Origin of the sequence: Burkholderia sp. IO2 (assembly GCF_029522185.1) — a bacterium.
In the GTDB taxonomy this organism is placed as follows: domain Bacteria; phylum Pseudomonadota; class Gammaproteobacteria; order Burkholderiales; family Burkholderiaceae; genus Burkholderia; species Burkholderia cenocepacia.
This window is the reverse complement of record NZ_JAKWFH010000040.1, coordinates 57,627-75,746: the sequence shown is the minus strand read 5'-3', so window position 1 is coordinate 75,746 and position 18,120 is coordinate 57,627. Positions and strand designations below refer to the sequence as shown.

Annotated in this window: 17 protein-coding genes and 1 pseudogene; 6 read left to right on the top strand and 12 right to left on the bottom strand. The window is 67.7% G+C overall.

The features are described from left to right. From MMB92_RS24070 to MMB92_RS24060, 3 genes and pseudogenes are all read left to right on the top strand, one after another. Window positions 1–186, top strand: a pseudogene (locus MMB92_RS24070) (hypothetical protein); the annotation flags it as partial. An 842-nt stretch (window positions 187–1,028) separates the two neighbouring features. Continuing rightward, window positions 1,029–1,865, top strand: a complete 837-nt coding sequence (locus MMB92_RS24065; RefSeq protein ID WP_006487082.1) for a bifunctional allantoicase/(S)-ureidoglycine aminohydrolase — start codon at window positions 1,029–1,031, stop codon at window positions 1,863–1,865. Window positions 1,866–2,198: 333 nt separating this feature from the next. Then, complete coding sequence (locus MMB92_RS24060) at window positions 2,199–2,432, top strand: hypothetical protein (RefSeq protein WP_006487081.1); 234 nt, start codon at window positions 2,199–2,201, stop codon at window positions 2,430–2,432. A gap of 335 nt (window positions 2,433–2,767) precedes the next feature. Here the strand turns inward: MMB92_RS24060 and MMB92_RS24055 are convergent, their stop codons facing one another. After that, entirely contained in the window at window positions 2,768–3,280 is a 513-nt protein-coding gene (locus tag MMB92_RS24055) for an AAA family ATPase (RefSeq protein ID WP_277562988.1), read from the bottom strand. 154 nt (window positions 3,281–3,434) lie between these two features. Further along, complete coding sequence (locus MMB92_RS24050; RefSeq protein WP_062910199.1) at window positions 3,435–4,229, bottom strand: aminoglycoside phosphotransferase family protein; 795 nt, start codon at window positions 4,227–4,229, stop codon at window positions 3,435–3,437. A 243-nt stretch (window positions 4,230–4,472) separates the two neighbouring features. Between MMB92_RS24050 and MMB92_RS24045 the strand changes: the two genes are divergently transcribed. After that, entirely contained in the window at window positions 4,473–6,602 is a 2,130-nt protein-coding gene (locus tag MMB92_RS24045) for a PBP1A family penicillin-binding protein (protein WP_006496214.1), read from the top strand. Window positions 6,603–6,610: 8 nt separating this feature from the next. Beyond that, complete coding sequence (locus tag MMB92_RS24040) at window positions 6,611–7,222, top strand: trimeric intracellular cation channel family protein (protein WP_277562987.1); 612 nt, start codon at window positions 6,611–6,613, stop codon at window positions 7,220–7,222. Between the two features lie 31 nt (window positions 7,223–7,253). Here the strand turns inward: MMB92_RS24040 and MMB92_RS24035 are convergent, their stop codons facing one another. The 10 genes from MMB92_RS24035 to MMB92_RS23990 all read right to left on the bottom strand — a co-directional run bounded on the left by MMB92_RS24035 (window position 7,254) and on the right by MMB92_RS23990 (window position 16,803). After that, window positions 7,254–7,643: a VOC family protein gene (locus tag MMB92_RS24035; RefSeq protein ID WP_006496216.1), complete on the bottom strand. Its 390-nt coding sequence runs from the start codon at window positions 7,641–7,643 to the stop codon at window positions 7,254–7,256. A 106-nt stretch (window positions 7,644–7,749) separates the two neighbouring features. Beyond that, window positions 7,750–8,571: a heme ABC transporter ATP-binding protein gene (locus MMB92_RS24030; RefSeq protein WP_006485871.1), complete on the bottom strand. Its 822-nt coding sequence runs from the start codon at window positions 8,569–8,571 to the stop codon at window positions 7,750–7,752. 19 nt (window positions 8,572–8,590) lie between these two features. After that, entirely contained in the window at window positions 8,591–9,679 is a 1,089-nt protein-coding gene (locus tag MMB92_RS24025) for an iron ABC transporter permease (RefSeq protein ID WP_062910201.1), read from the bottom strand. 15 nt (window positions 9,680–9,694) lie between these two features. Beyond that, a complete protein-coding gene (locus MMB92_RS24020; protein WP_058902391.1) occupies window positions 9,695–10,612 on the bottom strand; it encodes a helical backbone metal receptor in 918 nt (305 codons plus the stop codon). Further along, entirely contained in the window at window positions 10,609–11,700 is a 1,092-nt protein-coding gene (locus MMB92_RS24015; protein WP_006491808.1) for a hemin-degrading factor, read from the bottom strand. The genes MMB92_RS24020 and MMB92_RS24015 overlap by 4 nt, the downstream gene beginning before the upstream one ends. Window positions 11,701–11,749: 49 nt before the next feature. Beyond that, complete coding sequence (locus MMB92_RS24010; protein ID WP_080324361.1) at window positions 11,750–14,023, bottom strand: TonB-dependent hemoglobin/transferrin/lactoferrin family receptor; 2,274 nt, start codon at window positions 14,021–14,023, stop codon at window positions 11,750–11,752. A 224-nt stretch (window positions 14,024–14,247) separates the two neighbouring features. Next, entirely contained in the window at window positions 14,248–14,475 is a 228-nt protein-coding gene (locus MMB92_RS24005) for a hypothetical protein (protein ID WP_058903544.1), read from the bottom strand. A 189-nt stretch (window positions 14,476–14,664) separates the two neighbouring features. Continuing rightward, on the bottom strand, window positions 14,665–15,048 hold the full coding sequence (locus MMB92_RS24000; protein WP_012493589.1) for a DUF6232 family protein: 384 nt from the start codon (window positions 15,046–15,048) through the stop codon (window positions 14,665–14,667). A gap of 124 nt (window positions 15,049–15,172) precedes the next feature. Beyond that, on the bottom strand, window positions 15,173–15,433 hold the full coding sequence (locus MMB92_RS23995; protein WP_011548992.1) for a DUF2866 domain-containing protein: 261 nt from the start codon (window positions 15,431–15,433) through the stop codon (window positions 15,173–15,175). Window positions 15,434–15,651: 218 nt separating this feature from the next. Next, complete coding sequence (locus MMB92_RS23990) at window positions 15,652–16,803, bottom strand: porin (protein ID WP_006491809.1); 1,152 nt, start codon at window positions 16,801–16,803, stop codon at window positions 15,652–15,654. A 492-nt stretch (window positions 16,804–17,295) separates the two neighbouring features. Between MMB92_RS23990 and MMB92_RS23985 the strand changes: the two genes are divergently transcribed. Then, window positions 17,296–18,102, top strand: a complete 807-nt coding sequence (locus tag MMB92_RS23985; protein WP_277562986.1) for a MetQ/NlpA family lipoprotein — start codon at window positions 17,296–17,298, stop codon at window positions 18,100–18,102. Window positions 18,103–18,120: the final 18 nt, after the last annotated feature.

Below are 18,120 nucleotides of genomic sequence, written 5' to 3'. Positions count from 1 at the left end.
GGCGGCGCGGGTACCGCGGCCGGCAACGCGATGGGCGGCCGCACGGGCGGCCTGCTGGGCGCGGCGGTCGGCGGCGGCGCCGGCGCGGCGCTCGGCGGCAACATGTCGCGCAGCTCGTACGATCGCGATCACGGCGATCGCGGCTACCGTCACCGCAAGCACCGTCACCACCGCGACTGGGACTGATCGCCGCTGGCGCGGCACGGTGCGCGATCCGCGCACCGGCGCGCCGACGGCGTCGGGACTTCGACGCGAACCTCAGCCCGGCAGCCTGCCGGGCCGCTTCGCCGGCCAGACCGGCGATGCGCCTCCGGCTTCAATCAGCCACTGCCATGGGCCCGATCGACGGGCCGGCCATCCTCCTCCCGCCGTTTCCCCCATTTCGTTTGTCGACGACATCGCGTCCCGCGCATGAATGTGCCCGGACGGGATGGGCCGAATGTCCTCTGCTTTCCGTTCGCCGCGTCGGCTCGTTCCAGCCTGACGTGAGCGTATCCCGCGACCCTGCTGCAGCGATCCGCTGTCGCGCACCTGTCGACCGCCCTCGATCCGCTTAACGGGACGTGTTGAATTGCGCATGGGTACGCCGTATTGCCGGGTACGGACGCATCGCGCGCACCGCGCAACCGTCAGGATTTCCCTGATGGTCGGCATGCCCCGCAACGCCTCCCGACCGCGCGTCGCGGGCGGCGGCGGGTAGTGGGAAATCGAATGGATGTCATCGCAACATTTAATTGGTCGATCGAGATCGACTTCGCTATCGTCGGCGATGCTCGCGTACGGAGTCGAACCGTGCCGCTGTCCGCGCCTCGCCGCATGATCGCGAGCGCCGCGGCCCGGCCGCCGGCCCGCCGCGTCCGATGAACCGGACGGACCCGACGCGAAGCCTGGCCGACCGACCGAAGGCGCATGCGCCTTCAAGCCACCCCGGCAACGATGTCCCGCCCCGCATGCGTGCCCCACGCGCATGCGGACCGCCCGATGCCGTTTGCGCCCGGGGCCGGACCAACCCATTGCCTGGATGCAATATGTCTAAGACAACGTATTACGCGCCGCATGGCGGCCACCCGCCGCAGACGGATCTGCTGACCGATCGCGCGATGTTCACCGAGGCGTACGCGGTGATCCCGAAGGGGGTGATGCGCGACATCGTCACGAGCTGGCTGCCGTTCTGGACCCACACGCGCCTGTGGGTGATCGCGCGCCCGCTGTCGGGTTTCGCGGAAACCTTCTCGCAGTACATCGTCGAAGTGAATCCGGGCGGCGGCAGCGACAAGCCCGAGCAGGACAAGAACGCCGAAGCCGTGCTGTTCGTCGTCGAAGGCGAAGCCGAGCTGACGCTGCAGGGCCAGAAGCACACGCTGAAGCCGGGCGGCTATGCGTTCATCCCGCCGGGCGCGGACTGGACGCTGCACAACGTCAGCGATGCCGCGGTGCGTTTCCACTGGGTGCGCAAGCACTATCAGGCGGTCGACGGCATTCCGTTGCCGGAAGCGTTCGTGACCAACGAGCAGGACGTCGAGCCGATCCCGATGCCAGGCACCAACGGCGCATGGGTGACGACGCGCTTCGTCGACATGAGCGACATGCGTCACGACATGCACGTGAACATCGTGACGTTCGAGCCGGGCGGCGTGATTCCGTTCGCTGAAACGCACGTGATGGAGCATGGCCTGTACGTGCTGGAAGGCAAGGCTGTTTATCGGCTGAATCAGGACTGGGTCGAGGTGGAAGCCGGCGACTTCATGTGGCTGCGCGCGTTCTGCCCGCAGGCTTGCTATTCGGGTGGGCCTGGCCGGTTCCGTTATCTGCTGTACAAGGATGTGAACCGTCACATGAACCTGACGCTGAACCCGGCGCGCTGAAGCGTCGCGCAAGTCGGATATGAAAACCCGCTGGTGTGAGCCGGCGGGTTTTTTTTCGGGTTCCGCGCGGGTTTCTTTGGATGTCGGGTGGCGACCCGGAACGGCCCTTCAGATTTATCCAAAGCGGCCAATCGTTGCGACCTGCGGCGGGATTTTATAGCCACGCTCGACGAGTATCTTGGCCTCGGCGCGACTGCGGAATCATTCCCGATTAAATCGCTTCTCCCGCAGGGTGCCGTTGGAACCTTCAACGGAGTCGTTCTGCCAAGGGCGGCAAGAACGGACACAGCGTGTACGATCTGGTCTTCAAGAAAACCATCCAAGGAGAGAGGAATGAATCCGGAACAGGCCCGAGCCGAAGAAACCGAGGCGATGGAGCGCATGGTGGCCGCCACGCTGCGCGTGCAGAGTACGTTCGCCTCGATGCAGAAGCAATTTCCGCCGCAAGGCAGCGGCGAGCCTTCGCCGTTCGCGCTGCAAACCTTTGATGCCGCCCTGCAGGAACTTGAAGACGCACAGGCCGCGTTCGATGCGCTGCTGAACGATCTGATCGACGGTAACCGCTAAAGGCTACGCCCTTATCCGCACCGATTGTCGACGATCTAAAAAGCTGTGTCGAACGGCCGTTCGTAGCCGGCAGCCGCCGGTCGTGATCTCCAGCAACTGGCCGAACGGCGAACTTCGAGCAGTCCCGTGCGGGCCGCTGATAAGCTCGGGCAGCCAAAGCAACTTTTCCCGGTCACATGAGCACGCACCCCACCGCAGCCCCTGCACCCGTCACTCCAATGATGCAGCAGTACCTGCACCTTATCTGACAAGGCTTCGCGCGCAAACCTACGCTCACCTTTTTGAGGATCGTCCGCGAACGCCCCCCTTGAGCCATTCGCTGATAGCAAAAGCGATCATTCCGCCTGCGCGTTGAGGAATGAGCGGATTCTTTGAGCGCCTTCTTCGGGACTGCAAGTCGACGTATCCAGACGCATCGAGTAGGGCCTTGAGTAAGCTGGATGCCCGAATTGGGATCGCGCCATTCCTTCTCCACGGTCCGGCCTGCTGCGTTCACGCTCTTCCAGAACATCCAATGGGCAACAAACACCTATCACGTACGTGCGGCGAGGCGCGAGTGCAGAAATACATTCTTCGAAGGCGGTTGTATCTCCCAGCACAAGATCGAGAACAATCCCGAAATGACTTGCAGCTACGCGCTTCAGGGTGGACTGCAGATTGAGGTGATGTATCCTGAGCGCCTGATTCAACTCTTCATCCGATCTCATGTCACGCCTACGCGACATTTCGACGAATGCATCGAGCGATATGTGGAACATCGGCGCTTCCGAGCTATTCTGAAGCGCCTTGGCCAAGCTGCTTTTTCCCGCGCTGGTAGGTCCGTGCAATACGATCGCGATCTGTGTCATATGTCTCGCCGGCAACTCTAAGTCGATCCGTGCTGACAATTGTCGGCGATATTCTCAGCGCAGTCGATTGTCCGTTCATGGCCGAAAGGCGCCGATTCTCCCCGCATTCCCCCGTAACTCGTAACGAGTCTGTTTTCATCGGCGATGCGTATCGCTACAGCCCGAGCGCACCCGCCGCAAGCATCGCAACCTCCAGCCGTGTATCGGGCGACAACTCGTCTTCCATCAACCACACGGCCGACAGTCCCGACCACGCGAGAATCCACTGCAGCAGCCGGCGCCGGTCGAGTTGTGCGGTATCGGCCACGACCGCGACGCGCCGCCCGAAACGCACGGGATCGACCGCGATGTCGTGTGCGGGATTGCAGAACAGATTCGCGTAGTCGAACGTGCGCTCGCCGCGCAGCCCTTTCGGGTCGATCGCGCGCCAGCCGCGATCGCCGAAATGCAGGATGTTGTCGTGATGGATGTCGCCGTGCAACACGACTTCGTCGACGGACGGCTCGGCGAGCAACTGGCGAGCGATCGCCGCGGAGCGGCGCAGCACATCGTTGTCAGCATCGCTCGACAGCAGCGCATAGAACCAGTCGTGCAGCGGCACGACCGCAGGGCACTGCGGCGCACGATGCGCGTGCAGCCGCGCGACGACGTCGCAAGCGATGCGCATCGTGTCGTCGTCGTGGCCGGCTGCCGACAATGCGGCGAGCGACGGCGCCGGCTGCGCGCGTTCGAGCAGGATCGCGTCGCCGTCGTGCCGCCACACCTGCGCGGCGCCTTGCCCGTTCCACCAGGCCATCAGCGCATTGCCGCGGCGTTCCTCGTCGCACGTCGCGACTTTCAGCATCGCGGGCCGCGCGTGCCAGACGACCGGCAACAGGCCGCCGCTCGCGGTCAGGATCGGGCCACCGTCGGGAACGAGGCCCCACAGGTCGAGGTATCGGTCGAACATCACGCGATGGTACAGGCGAACCGGCTCATGCGCCTCGCCTGCCCGGCCGCGACGACATGCCGCAGACCCACATACGCGCCGCGAGCGGGCCCCGGTGCGCTTTCCTAAATAAAATTTAGCCAGCCAAACTTTGGCTAAAGAATGTTCCGGTTTCGCGCCATCCCTTCGACAATGCGCGCCTTTCGTGACCGATCGGCGCCGCTCGCGCGCCGGCCGTCGCGGCACTGAAGAAGGAGCCCCGACATGACCGACCCCACCGCCAACCCATCGCCGCCGCCCGCGCCGCCATCCGCACCGCCGCGCCGCCGCCGCGTCTGGCGCACGCTCGCGGGCGCGCTGCTCGGCCTGACGCTCGCATGCGCGGGCATCGGCGCATGGACGATCGATCGCATCTGGACGCAGTTGCCGTCCGTCGAACACCTGGCCGTCTATCGTCCCGCGCTGCCGCTGCGGATCTTTTCGCGCGACGGCGACCTGCTGGCCGAATACGGCGTCGAGCGGCGCGAGTTCGTGCCGCTCGAACGCATTCCGCCGCTGATGCGGCACGCGCTGCTCGCGGCGGAGGACGCGAAGTTCTACGAGCACGGCCCGGTCGATGTCGGCGGTCTTGCGCGCGCGACGTTCGCGAACGTCGTGACGGGCCAGCCGGGCCAGGGCGGCAGCACGATCACGATGCAGGTCGCGCGCAACTTCTACCTGACGCGCGACAAGGTGCTGAGCCGCAAGCTCGCCGAGATCCTGATGGCGGCCAAGCTCGAACGCGAATACAGCAAGGACAAGCTGCTCGAGCTGTACATGAACGAGATCTATCTGGGCGAGCGCGCATACGGCTTCGCGGCCGCCGCGCACGTGTACTTCGGCAAGCCGCTCGATGCGCTGAGCGCGGGCGAGGCGGCCGTGCTCGCCGGGCTGCCCAAAGCGCCGTCCGCGTTCAACCCGGTCGTCAATCCCGCGCGCGCGACCGCGCGGCGCAACTACGTGCTCGGCCGGATGCACGCGCTCGGGCAACTCGACGATGCGACGTATCGTGCGGCCGTCGACGCGCCGATCGCGCTGGCGACCACGCCGCCGCCCGGCATCGTCGCGGCGCCGTACGTCGCCGAGCGCGCGCGCCGGATGATGGTCGAGCGGTTTCACGACGACGCGTACACGCTCGGCCTCGACGTGACGACGACGATCTCGATGCGCGACCAGCGCGCGGCCGAAGCCGCGCTCGAGCGCACGCTGAGCCGCCAGGCGCGCGCGAAGCGCGAGACGCGCAACGGGCTCGAAGGCGCGCTCGTGTCGCTCGATGCGGCCACCGGCGACATGCTCGCGCTGGTCGGCGGCGCGGATTTCAATCGCAACGTGTTCGACCATGCGCTGCAGGCGTATCGCCAGCCGGGGTCGAGCTTCAAGCCGTTCGTCTATTCGGCGGCGCTGGAGAAGGGCTACTTCCCCGGCGTGCTCGTCGACGATACCCAGCGCACGCTCACGCACGCGGAAACCGGCGCGCGGCCGTGGCGTCCGCGCAATTTCGGCAATCGCTACGAAGGCTTCATCCCGGTGCGGCGCGGGCTCGTGCGCTCGAAGAACCTGGTCGCGGTCAGCCTGATGCAGGCCACCGACGCGCGCTACGTGCAGCAGCACGCGGTGCATTTCGGCTTCGACGCGCAGCGCAATCCGGCGTCGCTGCCGCTCGCGCTCGGCGCGGGCGCCGTGACGCCGCTCGAACTCGCGAGCGCCTACAGCGTGTTCGCGAACGGCGGGACGCGGATGGAGCCGCGCCTGATCCTGTCGGTGAAGCAGCGTCACGGCGGCGCGATGTACGAGGCGACCGTGCCGGCGGGCGAGCGGGTCGTATCGGCGCGCAATGCGTTCGTGATGGACAGCATGTTGCGCGACGTCGTGCGGGCCGGCACCGCGCGCGGCGCGCTCGCGCTGCGGCGTGACGACGCGGCCGGCAAGACGGGCACGTCGAACGGGTCGAAGGACGTATGGTTCGCCGGCTATTCGTCGGGCATCGTCGCGGTCGCGTGGCTCGGCTACGACACGCCGCGCCCAATGGGGCGCGCGACCGGCGCGACGCTCGCGCTGCCGGTCTGGCTCGACTACATGAAGACGGCCGTCGACGGGCGCACGCCGGTCGCGGCGATGCCGCCCCAGGACGTCGCGCTCGTCGACGGCGACTTCGTCTACGCGGAATACACGCGCGGCACGTGCACGGCCGACGTGCCGGCGTATATCCGCAGCCGCTTCGCGTGCGGCGGCGCGGCGGCCATCGATGCGCCCGACGCGCCGGCCGACAACGGCAAGCGCGACGAGCCGATGCCTGCCGCCGTCGATGCGGCCGAGCGCGAACGCGTGCTCGACCTGTTCCGGACCGACGACTGACGCGCGCCATGCATACGCTCTATCTGATTGCGATCGTCGCGGAAGCGATTTCGGGGGCGCTGATGGGCATGCGCCGCGGGATGGACCGCTTCGGCCTCGCGCTCGTCGGCGCGGTGACGGCGCTCGGCGGCGGCACCGTGCGCGACGTGCTGCTCGGCCACTATCCGCTCGGCTGGATCGCACATCCCGAATACCTGGTGATCACGCTCGTCGCGGCGACCGTCGCGTCGTGGGCGGCACGGCACGTCGCGCGGATGAAGACGTTGTTCGTCACCGTCGATGCGATCGGCCTCGCGGCGTTCACGATCATCGGCTGCGACATCGGCGCGTCGACCGGCACGGCGCCGATCATCGTCGTGCTGGCCGGCGCGATCACGGGCGTGTGCGGCGGGATGCTGCGCGATTTACTCTGCAACGAGATGCCGCTGATCCTGCGCGAGGAGCTGTACGCGAGCGTCGCGTTCGTCACGGGTTCGCTGTATGTCGGGATGCAGCATGTCGGCATCGACACGGGGTTCGCGACGCTCGTCGCGCTGGCGGCCGGCTTCTCGATACGGATGCTCGCCGTACGGCTCGGCTGGAAGATGCGGAGCTTCGGCGCGGCGGATGTCGAGCATTGAGCGCGCGCGCCCATGCTTTTCGCGCCGGCATTCAGTCCGGCTGCATCACCTGAAAGACGTTCCCTTCCGGATCGATGCCGTCGACCATCCGGTACGGGAAGCCGTCGTAGCGCTTCAGATCGCGCACGGTCACGCCGTCGCGGGCGAGCCGGTCGCGATACGCGTCGATATCGGCGTCGATCGTGAAGACGAGCTTCACGTTGCTGGTGGCCGCGTTGGCGTTCGTGCTTGCTGGTGCGGCCGCATGACGGAATGCCGGGCCGGCTCGATGCAGCGCGAGCTCGATCGCGCCCGCGCCGAGCACGGCCCATTCACCGTCGATTTCCTCGATGACGGGCAACGCGAAATGCCGTTGATAGAACGCTTTCAGCAACGCGACGTCGCGGACGTACAGGATGATGCGGGTCATCGGAAGCGGCACGGGGATTTCCTTGGCAGGGGCAATGCGAGAGATCGGGAGAGTGCGCCGCCGCCCAGGGCAACGCACCGCCTAGAGCGATGCAACGATCATGCGATACACGCCCGCGCTACGCGGGCACCATCACCGGCGGCGTCCCGTCGCCGGTTTCCACCATCTTCACCGCGAAGCCGTAGCACTGCGCGATATGAGCAGGCGTCATCACGTCGCGCGGTGCGCCATGCGCGACGATCGTGCCGTCGGCGAGCATCGCGATCGCATCCGCATGCCGCGCGGCGAGGTTGGGATCGTGGACGATCGCGAGCACGCCGAGCTGCCATTCGCGCGCGACGGCGCGCACGGTATCGAGCAGGCGGTGCTGGTGTGCGAGATCGAGCGCGGCGGTCGGCTCGTCGAGCAGCAGGTAACGCGGGCCGGGTTCCGTCGTGTCGTGATCGGGCCACAGCTGCGCGAGGACGCGGGCGAACTGCACGCGTGCGAGTTCGCCGCCCGACAGCGTCGTGACGTCGCGGCCGACGAGCGCGTCGGCGCCCGCGCGTTCGAGCGCGCGCCATGCGATGTCGCGATCGCGGTGCGACGTCGCACCGCTGCGCCGCGCGTGTGGATAGCGGCCGAGCAGCACGATTTCGTCGACGCTGAACGGGAACGCCGGCTGCGCGGCCTGCGGCAGCACCGCGCGCAGGCACGCGAGCCGCGGCGCGTCGATGCGTGCGAGCGGTTCGCCGTTCAGCGTGACGTCGCCCGTCACGCGCACGCCGTGCGGCGCGACGCTGCCGGTCAGTTCGCCGGCGAAGGTTTTCAGCAGCGTGCTCTTGCCTGCGCCGTTGCGGCCGAGCAGCGCGGTCACGCGGCCGGGTTCGATCGACAGCGACAGGTCGCGCAGGATCGTGCCGTGCCGGCGGGCGACGTCGAGGTGGTGGGCAGTCAGCATGGTCGTCGTGAAGAAGGAATTACCCGCCGAGCGCGCCGCGGTTCTTCCACAGCAACGCGAGGAAGAACGGCGCGCCGAGCAGCGCGGTCAGCACGCCGAGCGGAATGTCGGCGGGCGCGGCGACCGTGCGCGCGGCGAGATCGGCCGCGAGCGTCAGCAACGCGCCGAGCAATGCGGCGCCGGGCAGCACGATGCGCTGGTCGGGGCCGCACGCGAGGCGCACGCAATGCGGCGCGACGAGCCCGATGAAACCGATGATGCCCGCGCACGACACGAGCGCGCCGACCGCGAGCGCGACCGCGACGAGCACGCGCCGCTTCAGTCGCTGCACGGGCACGCCGAGATGCAGCGCTTCGGTTTCGCCGAGCTGCAGTGCGTTCAGCGCGTCGCGCTCGCGCACGAGCAGCACGCCGCCGAGCGCGACGCACGGCGCGACGGCCGCCAGCGTCGGCCATTGCGCGCCGCCGAGGCTGCCGAGGCTCCAGAAGGTCAGCGAGCGCAGCTGTGCGTCGTCGGCGACGAACGTGAGCAGCCCGATCGCTGCGCCGACCAGCGCATTGATCGCGATGCCGGCGAGCAGCAGCAGCGGCAGCGCGAGCCGGCCGCGCGACGCGGCCAGCCGGTAGACGAGCGCCGCGACCGCGAGCCCGCCCGCGAACGAGGCCACGGGCAGCGCGGCCGCGCTTGCGTGGGCGGCGAAGAGCGCGGGGCCGAGCACGATCAGCGTGGTCGCGCCGAGCGCGGCGCCGCTCGATACGCCGACGAGCCCGGGATCGGCGAGCGGATTGCGGAACAGCGCCTGCATCGCGGCGCCGGTCGCGCCGAAGCCGCCGCCGACCAGCAGCGCGAGCACGACGCGCGGCGCGCGGATGTCGAGCAGCACCGCGCGCGCCTGCTGCGCGGCCGGGTCGCCGCTCAGCGCGGCCCAGGCTTCCGCCAGCGGAATGCGGTACGCGCCGACGCACAGCGCGACGACGGACATCACGCCCACGAGAATGGCGAGCGCGGCCAGGACGAACGGCGCGAAGCGGCGCGACGTGCCGAGGCGCGCGGCGCCGGCGCGCGAGGCGGACGATGGCGCGTTGAAGGGCGAGGCGTGAGCGGGCATCGGGTCGATCCGGATTCAGGCGAGCGCATCCGACAGGCGTCGGTGCAGGGTCGTGACGGCGAGCGGCAGGCGCGGGCCGAAGCCGAGCAGGAACAGCGCGTCGAGCGACACGACGCGCCGCGCGCGGCCGGCCGGCGTCGCGCCGAAGCCCGGCGTCGCGAGCAGCGCGGCGTGGCCGCCGACGGCCGCCAGCCCTTCGTCGGAGATCAGCACGACGTCGGGCGCGGCCGCCGCGAGCGCCTCGGTCGTCAGCGGCTTGTAGTGATCGAAGCCCTGCATCGCGTTGCGCGCGCCCGCGTAGCGGATCATCGCGTCGGCGGCCGTGCGCTGGCCGGCGACGAGCGCCTGGGTGCCGGTATGGTTCAGCACGAACAGCACGCGCGGCGGCTGCGCGCCGCCGGGCACGCGCGCGGCGACCGCGTCGCGCGCGGCCTGCCAGTCGCGGTCGAAACGCTGCAGCAGCGCGGCGCCGGCGTCGCGCACGTCGAGTGCCTGCGCGACGCCGGTGATCTTCGCGCGCACCGATTCGACGTCGTGGCGCTCGTCGAAGGTCGTCACCGTGACGCCGGCGCCTTTCACCTGCGCGATCGCCGTCGGCGGGCCGGCTTCCGCCGAGGCCAGCACGAGATCGGGCCGCAGCGACAGCAGCCCTTCGGCCGACAGCGCGCGCTGGTAGCCGACCTTCGGCAGGCGCTTCGCGGCGTCGGGATACGTGCACGTCGTGTCGGCGCCGACAAGCCGGTAACGCGGCGTCTCGGCGCCGCCGAGCGCGAATGCGGTTTCCGCGAGCGCGCCGCCGATCACGATCACGCGTTTCGGCGCGGCGACCACGCCCTGCGCGAGCACGCCGCCGGGCAGTACGCCCGCGAGCGCGCCGGCCGCCGCGCCGGCCAGCAGCGACCGGCGGCGCGGATCGAACCGCCGCGCGCTCACCGCGCGGCTCCGCGTGCGGCCGCCGGCAGCGTCGCGACGAGCGCGCGCCAGTCGTCGCGCTCGACCTTGCCGGGCTTGCGCTCGCCGAACAGCAGCGCGACGTGGTCGCCCTGCCGGTCGAACAGTTCGAGCGACGTGACGATGCCGTCGCTCGTCGGCTTCTTCACGACCCACGCGGCGGCGATCAGGTCTTCGCGCACATGCAGGTTGAAGCCCGGATCGAGCACGTTGATCCACGCGCCGACCTCGCGCACGTTCGCGACGGGGCCCGTATGGATCTGGATCATCCCCGCGTTGCCGACGAACACCATGATCGGCTGGCCGCTTTTCGCGGCCTGTTCGAGCACGTGGCGCAACGCATGCGCGGTTTCGACCGGATATGCGTAGCGCGGATCGGCGAGGCGCAGCGCCTGCATGCGGCTCACGCCGAAGCGTTGCGTGATGCCGAAGAACTGGTGCGTGTCGGTCATCGCGTCCCACGCGGCGCGAAAACCCGCGACGTCGATCTCGGTGTCGGCGCGCTCGGGCGTTTTCGCTGCGGCGGGCGCGACCTCGAGGCCCGGCTCCTGCGACGGCGCGCGCCAGCGTTCGACGAACGCGTCGTATGCGGCGTGATCGCTGTGCGCGCGCAGGTAGACCTTGTGGATCGCATGACCTTGCGCGTCGAAGAACTGCAGGCTCTTCAGCGGGCCGTGCGCGGTCTCGTCGCGCACCGCGAACGCCGACACCCAGTGACGATAGAAGATGCGCAGGTCGATGTCGCCGAGCGCGAGGCCGACCGGGCCGTCGTGGCTCATCTGCGCGTACTCGCCGTCCTTTTCGTGGACGGCCGTGTCGTTGCGCGTCAGCGCCATCACGCGGCCGAGGCGCGGCATTTCCTCGAACATCGCCGGAAAGCGCGCGTCGAGCCGCACGACGTGCTCGCCGACGAACGCGGCGAGCGCCTCGCCTTCGCTGACGCCGAGCGCCTGCGCGACGTCGCGGTTGCGCAGCTGACGCTCGGTCTTGAGCTTGATGAACGCGTCGCGCAGCGCGGCGGCCGCGCGGGCCGGCGTGGCCGATTGACCGGGAAGGGCGGATTGCATCATGTCGGACTCCTTCGAGTAACGGTTGGGGTAGGCGCGCGGGCAACGCGCATCAGAAATCCACTTTCATGCTGACGGCGACCGTGCGGCCGGGCGACGAATACGCGTCGAGCACCTGCGAATCGTCCGCGATGCCGCGCACGTCCGACCAGTTCCAGTACTTGCGGTCGAACAGGTTGCGGATGCCGATCGTCGCGCTCACGTGCTTGTTGAAGCGGTAGCCGCCGCGCAGGTCGACGACGAACGACGACGGCGGCGTGAAGCACGCCTTGTTCGAACAGTCGGACTTGTCGACGTCCTTGTCGCGTTTGGCGGCCTGGAACAGCAGGTCGGTCTGCACGAACCAGCGTTCGGTCGGCTCGTACCGCACGCCGAACACGGCCGAGAACGGGTTCACGGTGTTCAGCGGCTGGCTGGCCGCGCCGTCGTTCTGCGTCGAGCCCTTCGTGAACGCCATCGCCGTCTTCAGCGTGATGCCGTTCGGCATCACCCATTCGGCGCGGCCTTCGAGGCCATGAATGCGTGCATCGGCGAAGTTCACGTACTGGAACACGAACGGGTCGACCGGCCGGCCGCTGCCGGCGATCGTCGTGCGCGAGATGAAGTTGCGGTAGCGGCCGGTGAACGCGGCCGCGCTGTAGCGCACGATGCCGTAGCCGGTGCCGGCCTTGCCGCGCAGGCCGGCTTCGAACGTGTCGCTGGTTTCGGGCTTCAGGTTCGGATTGCCGATCGACGTGTAGCCGTACACCGGATTCGAGAAGCTGCTGTTCACCTGGTCGGGCGTCGGCGCGCGGAAGCCGTGCGCGTACTGCACGTACGGAATGACCGCGGGCGTGATCTCGTAGAGCACGGCAACGCGCGGCGACAGTTCGTTCGCGTTCGTCGACACGGCCTTGCCGGTGAACAGCGGATCGTTCTCGGTCGGGCTCAGCCGGTACGTGTCGAAGCGCAGGCCCGGCGTGACGAGCAGGCGGCCGTAGCCGATCTGGTCCTGCACGAACGCGCCGAACAACGTGTAGTCGGTGTCGGGGAACGCCTTGTTCGGGAACGCTTCGCCGACGCCTGGCACCGTGCCGTCGCGCAGGTTGGTCACGCGCGACAGGCTGCCGTCCACGCCGACCAGCAGCTTGTGCGCGAGCGGGCCGGTCGCGAAGCCGCTCTCGGCGAACGCGGCGCCGCCGAACGTGCGTTCCTTGTACTGGTTGTCGCGCGAACGCGAGGGCAGCTTGCCGCGCGTCTCGAACGCGTATTGATCCTGCTTCGCGTCCTGGTAGTAGAACTGCACGTGGGCGGTCTGGAACCAGCGGAGCGCGTCGTCGCGAAAGTCGTAGTCGACGCTGAAGCGGTTGCGTTCGAGCCGGTCGTGGGTCGTGAGGCCGAGCGTGGTCGGCGCATTGATCGCCGACAGCACGTCGGTGCTTACGCGCCGCTGCACCGTTTCGGCGGTGAACTTGATCGTGTCGCGCGTGGTCGGCGTCAGCACGAGCTTGCCGAGCAGCGATTCCGAATACACGTCCTGCGGGTTCGACGTCGTGCGCAGCGTGCTTGCCGTGTTGTTGCCGCCGCGCGTGTCGACCTCGTGGCCGCGCCGGCCGTCGGCGATGATCATCCCCTGGACGCGATCGTTGCCGCCCGCGGCCGACACGGTCGCGCCGATGCTGCGATCGGTCGAGTCGTAGCTCGGCCGGAACGAGAAGTAGTAAGGCTTGTTGTAGACCGACAGCAGGTCGCGCGGGTCCTTCGTGATGAAGTTCACCGCGCCGGTCAGGCCGTCGCTGCCGTAGAGCGCCGACGCCGGCCCGCGCAGGATCTCGATGCGCTTGAGCGTGTCGAGATCCGCGTAGTCGCCGCGGCCCGCTTCGAGCGGCCCGAACGAGAACGCGTTCGGCAGGCGGATGCCGTCTTCCATCAGCAGCACGCGATTGCCTTCGAGGCCGCGGATGTTGATGCTCGAATCGCCGTCGCGGCCGCCGCCGAGCGCGGCGCTGCCGGGACGGTACGCGGTGCGGCGCACCGTGATGCCCGGCTCGTAGCGCAGTGCGTCCTTGATGTTGGTGGCCTGCTGCTCTTCGAGATCCTCGTCGGTGATCACCGACACGGACGCTGCCGTGCGGCTCGCCGCGGTGGCGGTGCGGGTGGCCGTGACGGTGACGGGATCGAGCAGCGCCGCGTCGCCGCGCGTGGAGGCGGCCGCGGTGGTCAGGACGGAGGACGGCGGGGTGGCGCCTTGCGGCGACGAATCGGCGTGAGCCGGGGCGGCGGACAGGCCGAACGCGCCGAACAGCGCGGCACAGATCGGCCGCCGCGCCAGCGTATAGCAATGCACAGGTGGTCTCCCATTGACGATAACAAGCCCGAAGGCTGGCTGGGTGACGCGTTCACCTGGCTGGCCCGTTTGCGCGCGACAGGCGGCAAACGGCGATGTGAAAGGCAACTGACAACTTTAACAGTGTAAATGAGAATTATTATCAGTACAAGGACGCCAGACGGCCCATGCGAGTGAGCGCTCGCCTGCGCGGCTCGGGCGAGCCGGGGGAAGTCTCGAGAAACTCAGGCCAGCGCTTCGATGCGGATCAGCAGGTTGCGCGCATGCGCGATGAACGCGTCGTGCGTGGCGCGATCGCCGTGGCTTTCGATACCGGCCTGTTCGGCGAACGCGATCTGGTCGGTGTAGAGCTCGACGAGCGCACGGCGTGCATCAGGGGGAAGCGCGCGGATCATCGACACGATCAGCAGTTCCTGCGCGCGAAGCATGCCGGACAGCGATTGAGCGTTCATGCTGGCCTCCTCGGACGATGCGGCGGCGAGCCGCTCTTTCCATACTAGGCGGTCGGCGCGTGCAGTGGCGGGGAGGGGGTGGCGGCGCGCGGCGGGCGCCGCGCGCTTCAACGCGAACGCCGCGCGAACCGACATTCGCGGCGTGCATCCTGCCCGCGCGAGCCGGCGCGGGCACGAAGGCGAACGGAATCAGCCGGCTGCGGTGGCGGACTGCGCGTCGCGCACGACCTGCGCGACGCGTTCGACGAACTCGGCGTCGACACTCGACAGCGCTTCGCGCTTGCCGTCGGGCATCTCGACCATCAGCCGATACGTGATGTCCTGCGTGGTCCACGCGAGGTAGCCGACCACGGCGAGCATCACGCCGACCACGAGCGCGGCGCTCGATGCGGCGATGCCGCCTGCGACGGCGATGGCCGCGCCGATCAGCGAGATCAGCGACGGCACGAGACGGTTCTTCGGAATCTTGACGACGTCGACGTGGCGGATGTCACGCAGTGCGAATACCTGCCCGGCGGCCGACAGGCCGTTGCGCGTGACCATGACGCCACGTTCGTTGAATGCGTTTTCCATCGTGTGTTGCGTGGACGAAAACGCGCAGCGTAGCAGGTTTCGTTGCCGCGTCAAACGAGACCGACTGCCGCACGACGCGTGCGGCGCGGCCGAAAGACGGGAAGCGGGTGGCGCGCAGACGCGTTCAGAACTGCAGCCGGCCGTCGCCGTAAAGCCGGCCCGGCACGTGCGACGCGACGACCTCGGCGATCTCTTCGTCGGTCGATTCGGCCGGCACGATCTGGCGCCGCGCGGGGGCGTCGAGATGCATCGTCCATTCGACGAGGCGATACGGGCGGCCCCAGGGGCGCTGCATTTCGACCGAGACGCGGCAGCTCTGGACCGGCAGCGAGTGTTGGCACGTCAGAATCGCGTGCAGATGGCTGAAAACGGTATCTTCGATCATCATGGCCTCCGATCCTGTCTTGTGGGCAATCGATGGCGGCGCCGTCGGCGTTTAAAAAAAAAGCCGCCGATGCTCAGGCGGCCAACAGGGGGGGTGAGAGCATCCTCTCAGCCCAGAATTAAGCGAAACTTAAAAGCCCATAAAAAAGCGCCCCGCGTGGAGCGGGGCGCTTTTTGCCGTCGTGATCCGCAGGTTGAGCGGACAGTTAAGCGGATGCTTTAGAACTTGTGACGGATACCGATACGTGCGGCGATCTGGTTCTTCGAACCCGTGCCCGACGTGTTGAAGTAGCTCGTGCTCGAACCGATCTGCGCTTGCACGCCGCGGCCCGAAGCCTGCTGGTACACGACCAGGCCGTACACGTCCGTACGCTTGCTGAGGGCGTAGTCGGCGATACCGTTGACCTGGTTCCAGTGCCACGAGTTGCCGTTTTGCGTCGCGTTCGTGTACGTGTAGCCGAGGCCGCCCGACAGTGCCGGCGTGAATGCGTACTTCGCGCCCGCTTCGTATGCGTTGTAGAACGTGCCGCCCGAGCCCGACACCGTCGAGAACTGCGTACGCGTCCACAGCAGCCATGCCGTTGCCGGGCCCCAGACGTAGCGGCCACCCACGCCGTACGTGCGGAGGTCGCGGACGTTGCCGGTGCTCAGGTTCGCGATCGACGTCGAGAAGGCCGGCGTCGACTGGCTCGGGAAACGGATGTCCGTGTACGCCGCGCCGACCGAGATCGGGCCGTTCGCGTAGTTCAGGCCGAAGCTGTATGCGCGCGACGAACCGCCGGTGTTGTTGGTGCCCGTGCCCTGTGCGCCTGCGAAGTCGGTCGAGTTCGAGAAGCCGTACAACGCGCCGAACGTGAAGCCCGAATAGTTCGCGCTCTGGAACTTCACGGCGTTGTTGATGCGGCTCGACGTGAGCTGGTCGATGTCGTTCACGTGGTACGCATAGTTACCCGCGACGGTGTTGCCGCCCGTCGAGTAGTTCGAACCGAGGATGTCGGTCGAGAACGAGTATTGGCGACCGAACGTGACCGTGCCGTATTGCGACTGGCTCAGGCCGACGTAAGCCTGGCGACCGAAGATCGCGCCGCCCTGGCCGATCGAGCCGTTGCCGCTGTTGAAGCCGTTTTCGAGCACGAAGATCGCCTTCAGGCCGCCACCGAGGTCTTCGGTGCCGCGCAGGCCCCAACGGCTGCCCTGGGCCACGCCGTCGTCGTACTTGAACAGCTTGCCCGTGCCGCCGTTGGCGGTCTTGCTGTGGTTCACGTAGCTGATACCGGCATCGATGACGCCGTACAGGGTCACGCTGCTTTGTGCGTGTGCCGTGCCGGCCGTTGCTGCCAGGGCGGCGATGGTCAACAGTTTCTTGTTCAAAGGATTCTCCGAGCGAATAAATGGCGTGTCCAGTTGCGGTTCCGGCGCTCTCTGCGGGCGCTTTCACGGACCGGCGCAACTTTATCGGCGGGCCACGTAATGAATATGACAGCGACTGTCATATGAAGAATGTGTGGTGCCGATGCGACATTAGGGCCTGCTTGCATAGGGAACGTGCATGCGTTGCCACGAGAACGGCCGCTCGCGAGGCGCGCGACGCCGCGAATACTCGCGTATTCGCAAGGAGCGCAACGCGGCGAGCGGCCGTTCTCGTGGCAACCCCAAACTAAAAATTCAATCCACGGGAATGCACGTTCCCTATGCAAGCAGGCCCTAAATTCTGCCCGGGATGTACATCCGGGGTTATACCGAATTTGTCTGTCGTTCGACCTCGATCAGGAATATGCACATGAAATAAGCTTGGTTGGTGGCGCTCGGGCCCCGTGCCACGATCCGTGCTCCAACAAACGACACGGGACAAGAGGACACCCCATGCGACATTCGATCCTGACCGGCCTCGGCGTACTCGCCGCCGCGCTGGCATTCGCCGCGTCCGCCGCGCACGCCGACCCGCAAACGCTGAAGATCGGCACGATGAGCGGCCCCGACGCGCAGATCTGGACCGAAGTGACGAAGGTCGCCGCGCGCGAAGGCCTCGCGATCAAGGTCATCGAATTCAACGACTACGTGCAGCCGAACGCGGCGCTCGATTCCGGCGATCTCGATGCGAACGGCTTCCAGCACCAGCCGTTCCTCGACAGCCAGATCAAGCAGCGCGGCTACAAGATAGTCAACGTCGGGCTCACCTATACCGCGCCGATGGGTTTCTATTCGAAGAAGCTCAAGTCGCTGAAGGATTTGCCGGTCGGCGCGAAGGTCGGGATCCAGAACGATCCGTCGAACGGCAACCGCGCGCTGCTGCTGCTGCAGAAATACGGGGTGATCAAGCTGAAGCCGGGCGTCGGCACGAATGGCGTGAACGCGACGCCGCTCGACGTCGCCGAGAACCCGAAGAAGATCAAGATCGTCGAACTCGACGCCGCGCAACTGCCGCGCGCGCTGCCCGACGTCGACGCCGCGTCGATCAACACCGACTACGCGGTCAAGGCCGGGCTCACGCCGGTGAAGGATGCGATCGCGATCGAGGATCTGCGCGGGCCGTACGCGAACCTGATCGCGGTGCGCGCGCAGGACAAGGACAAGCCGTGGGTGAAGAAGCTCGTCGCGGCCTATGAATCGGACGACGTGCGCAAGTTCATCGACCAGAAGTTCGGCGGCGCGATCGTGCCGGCGTTCTGAGCGGTCTTCGCGCGTAGC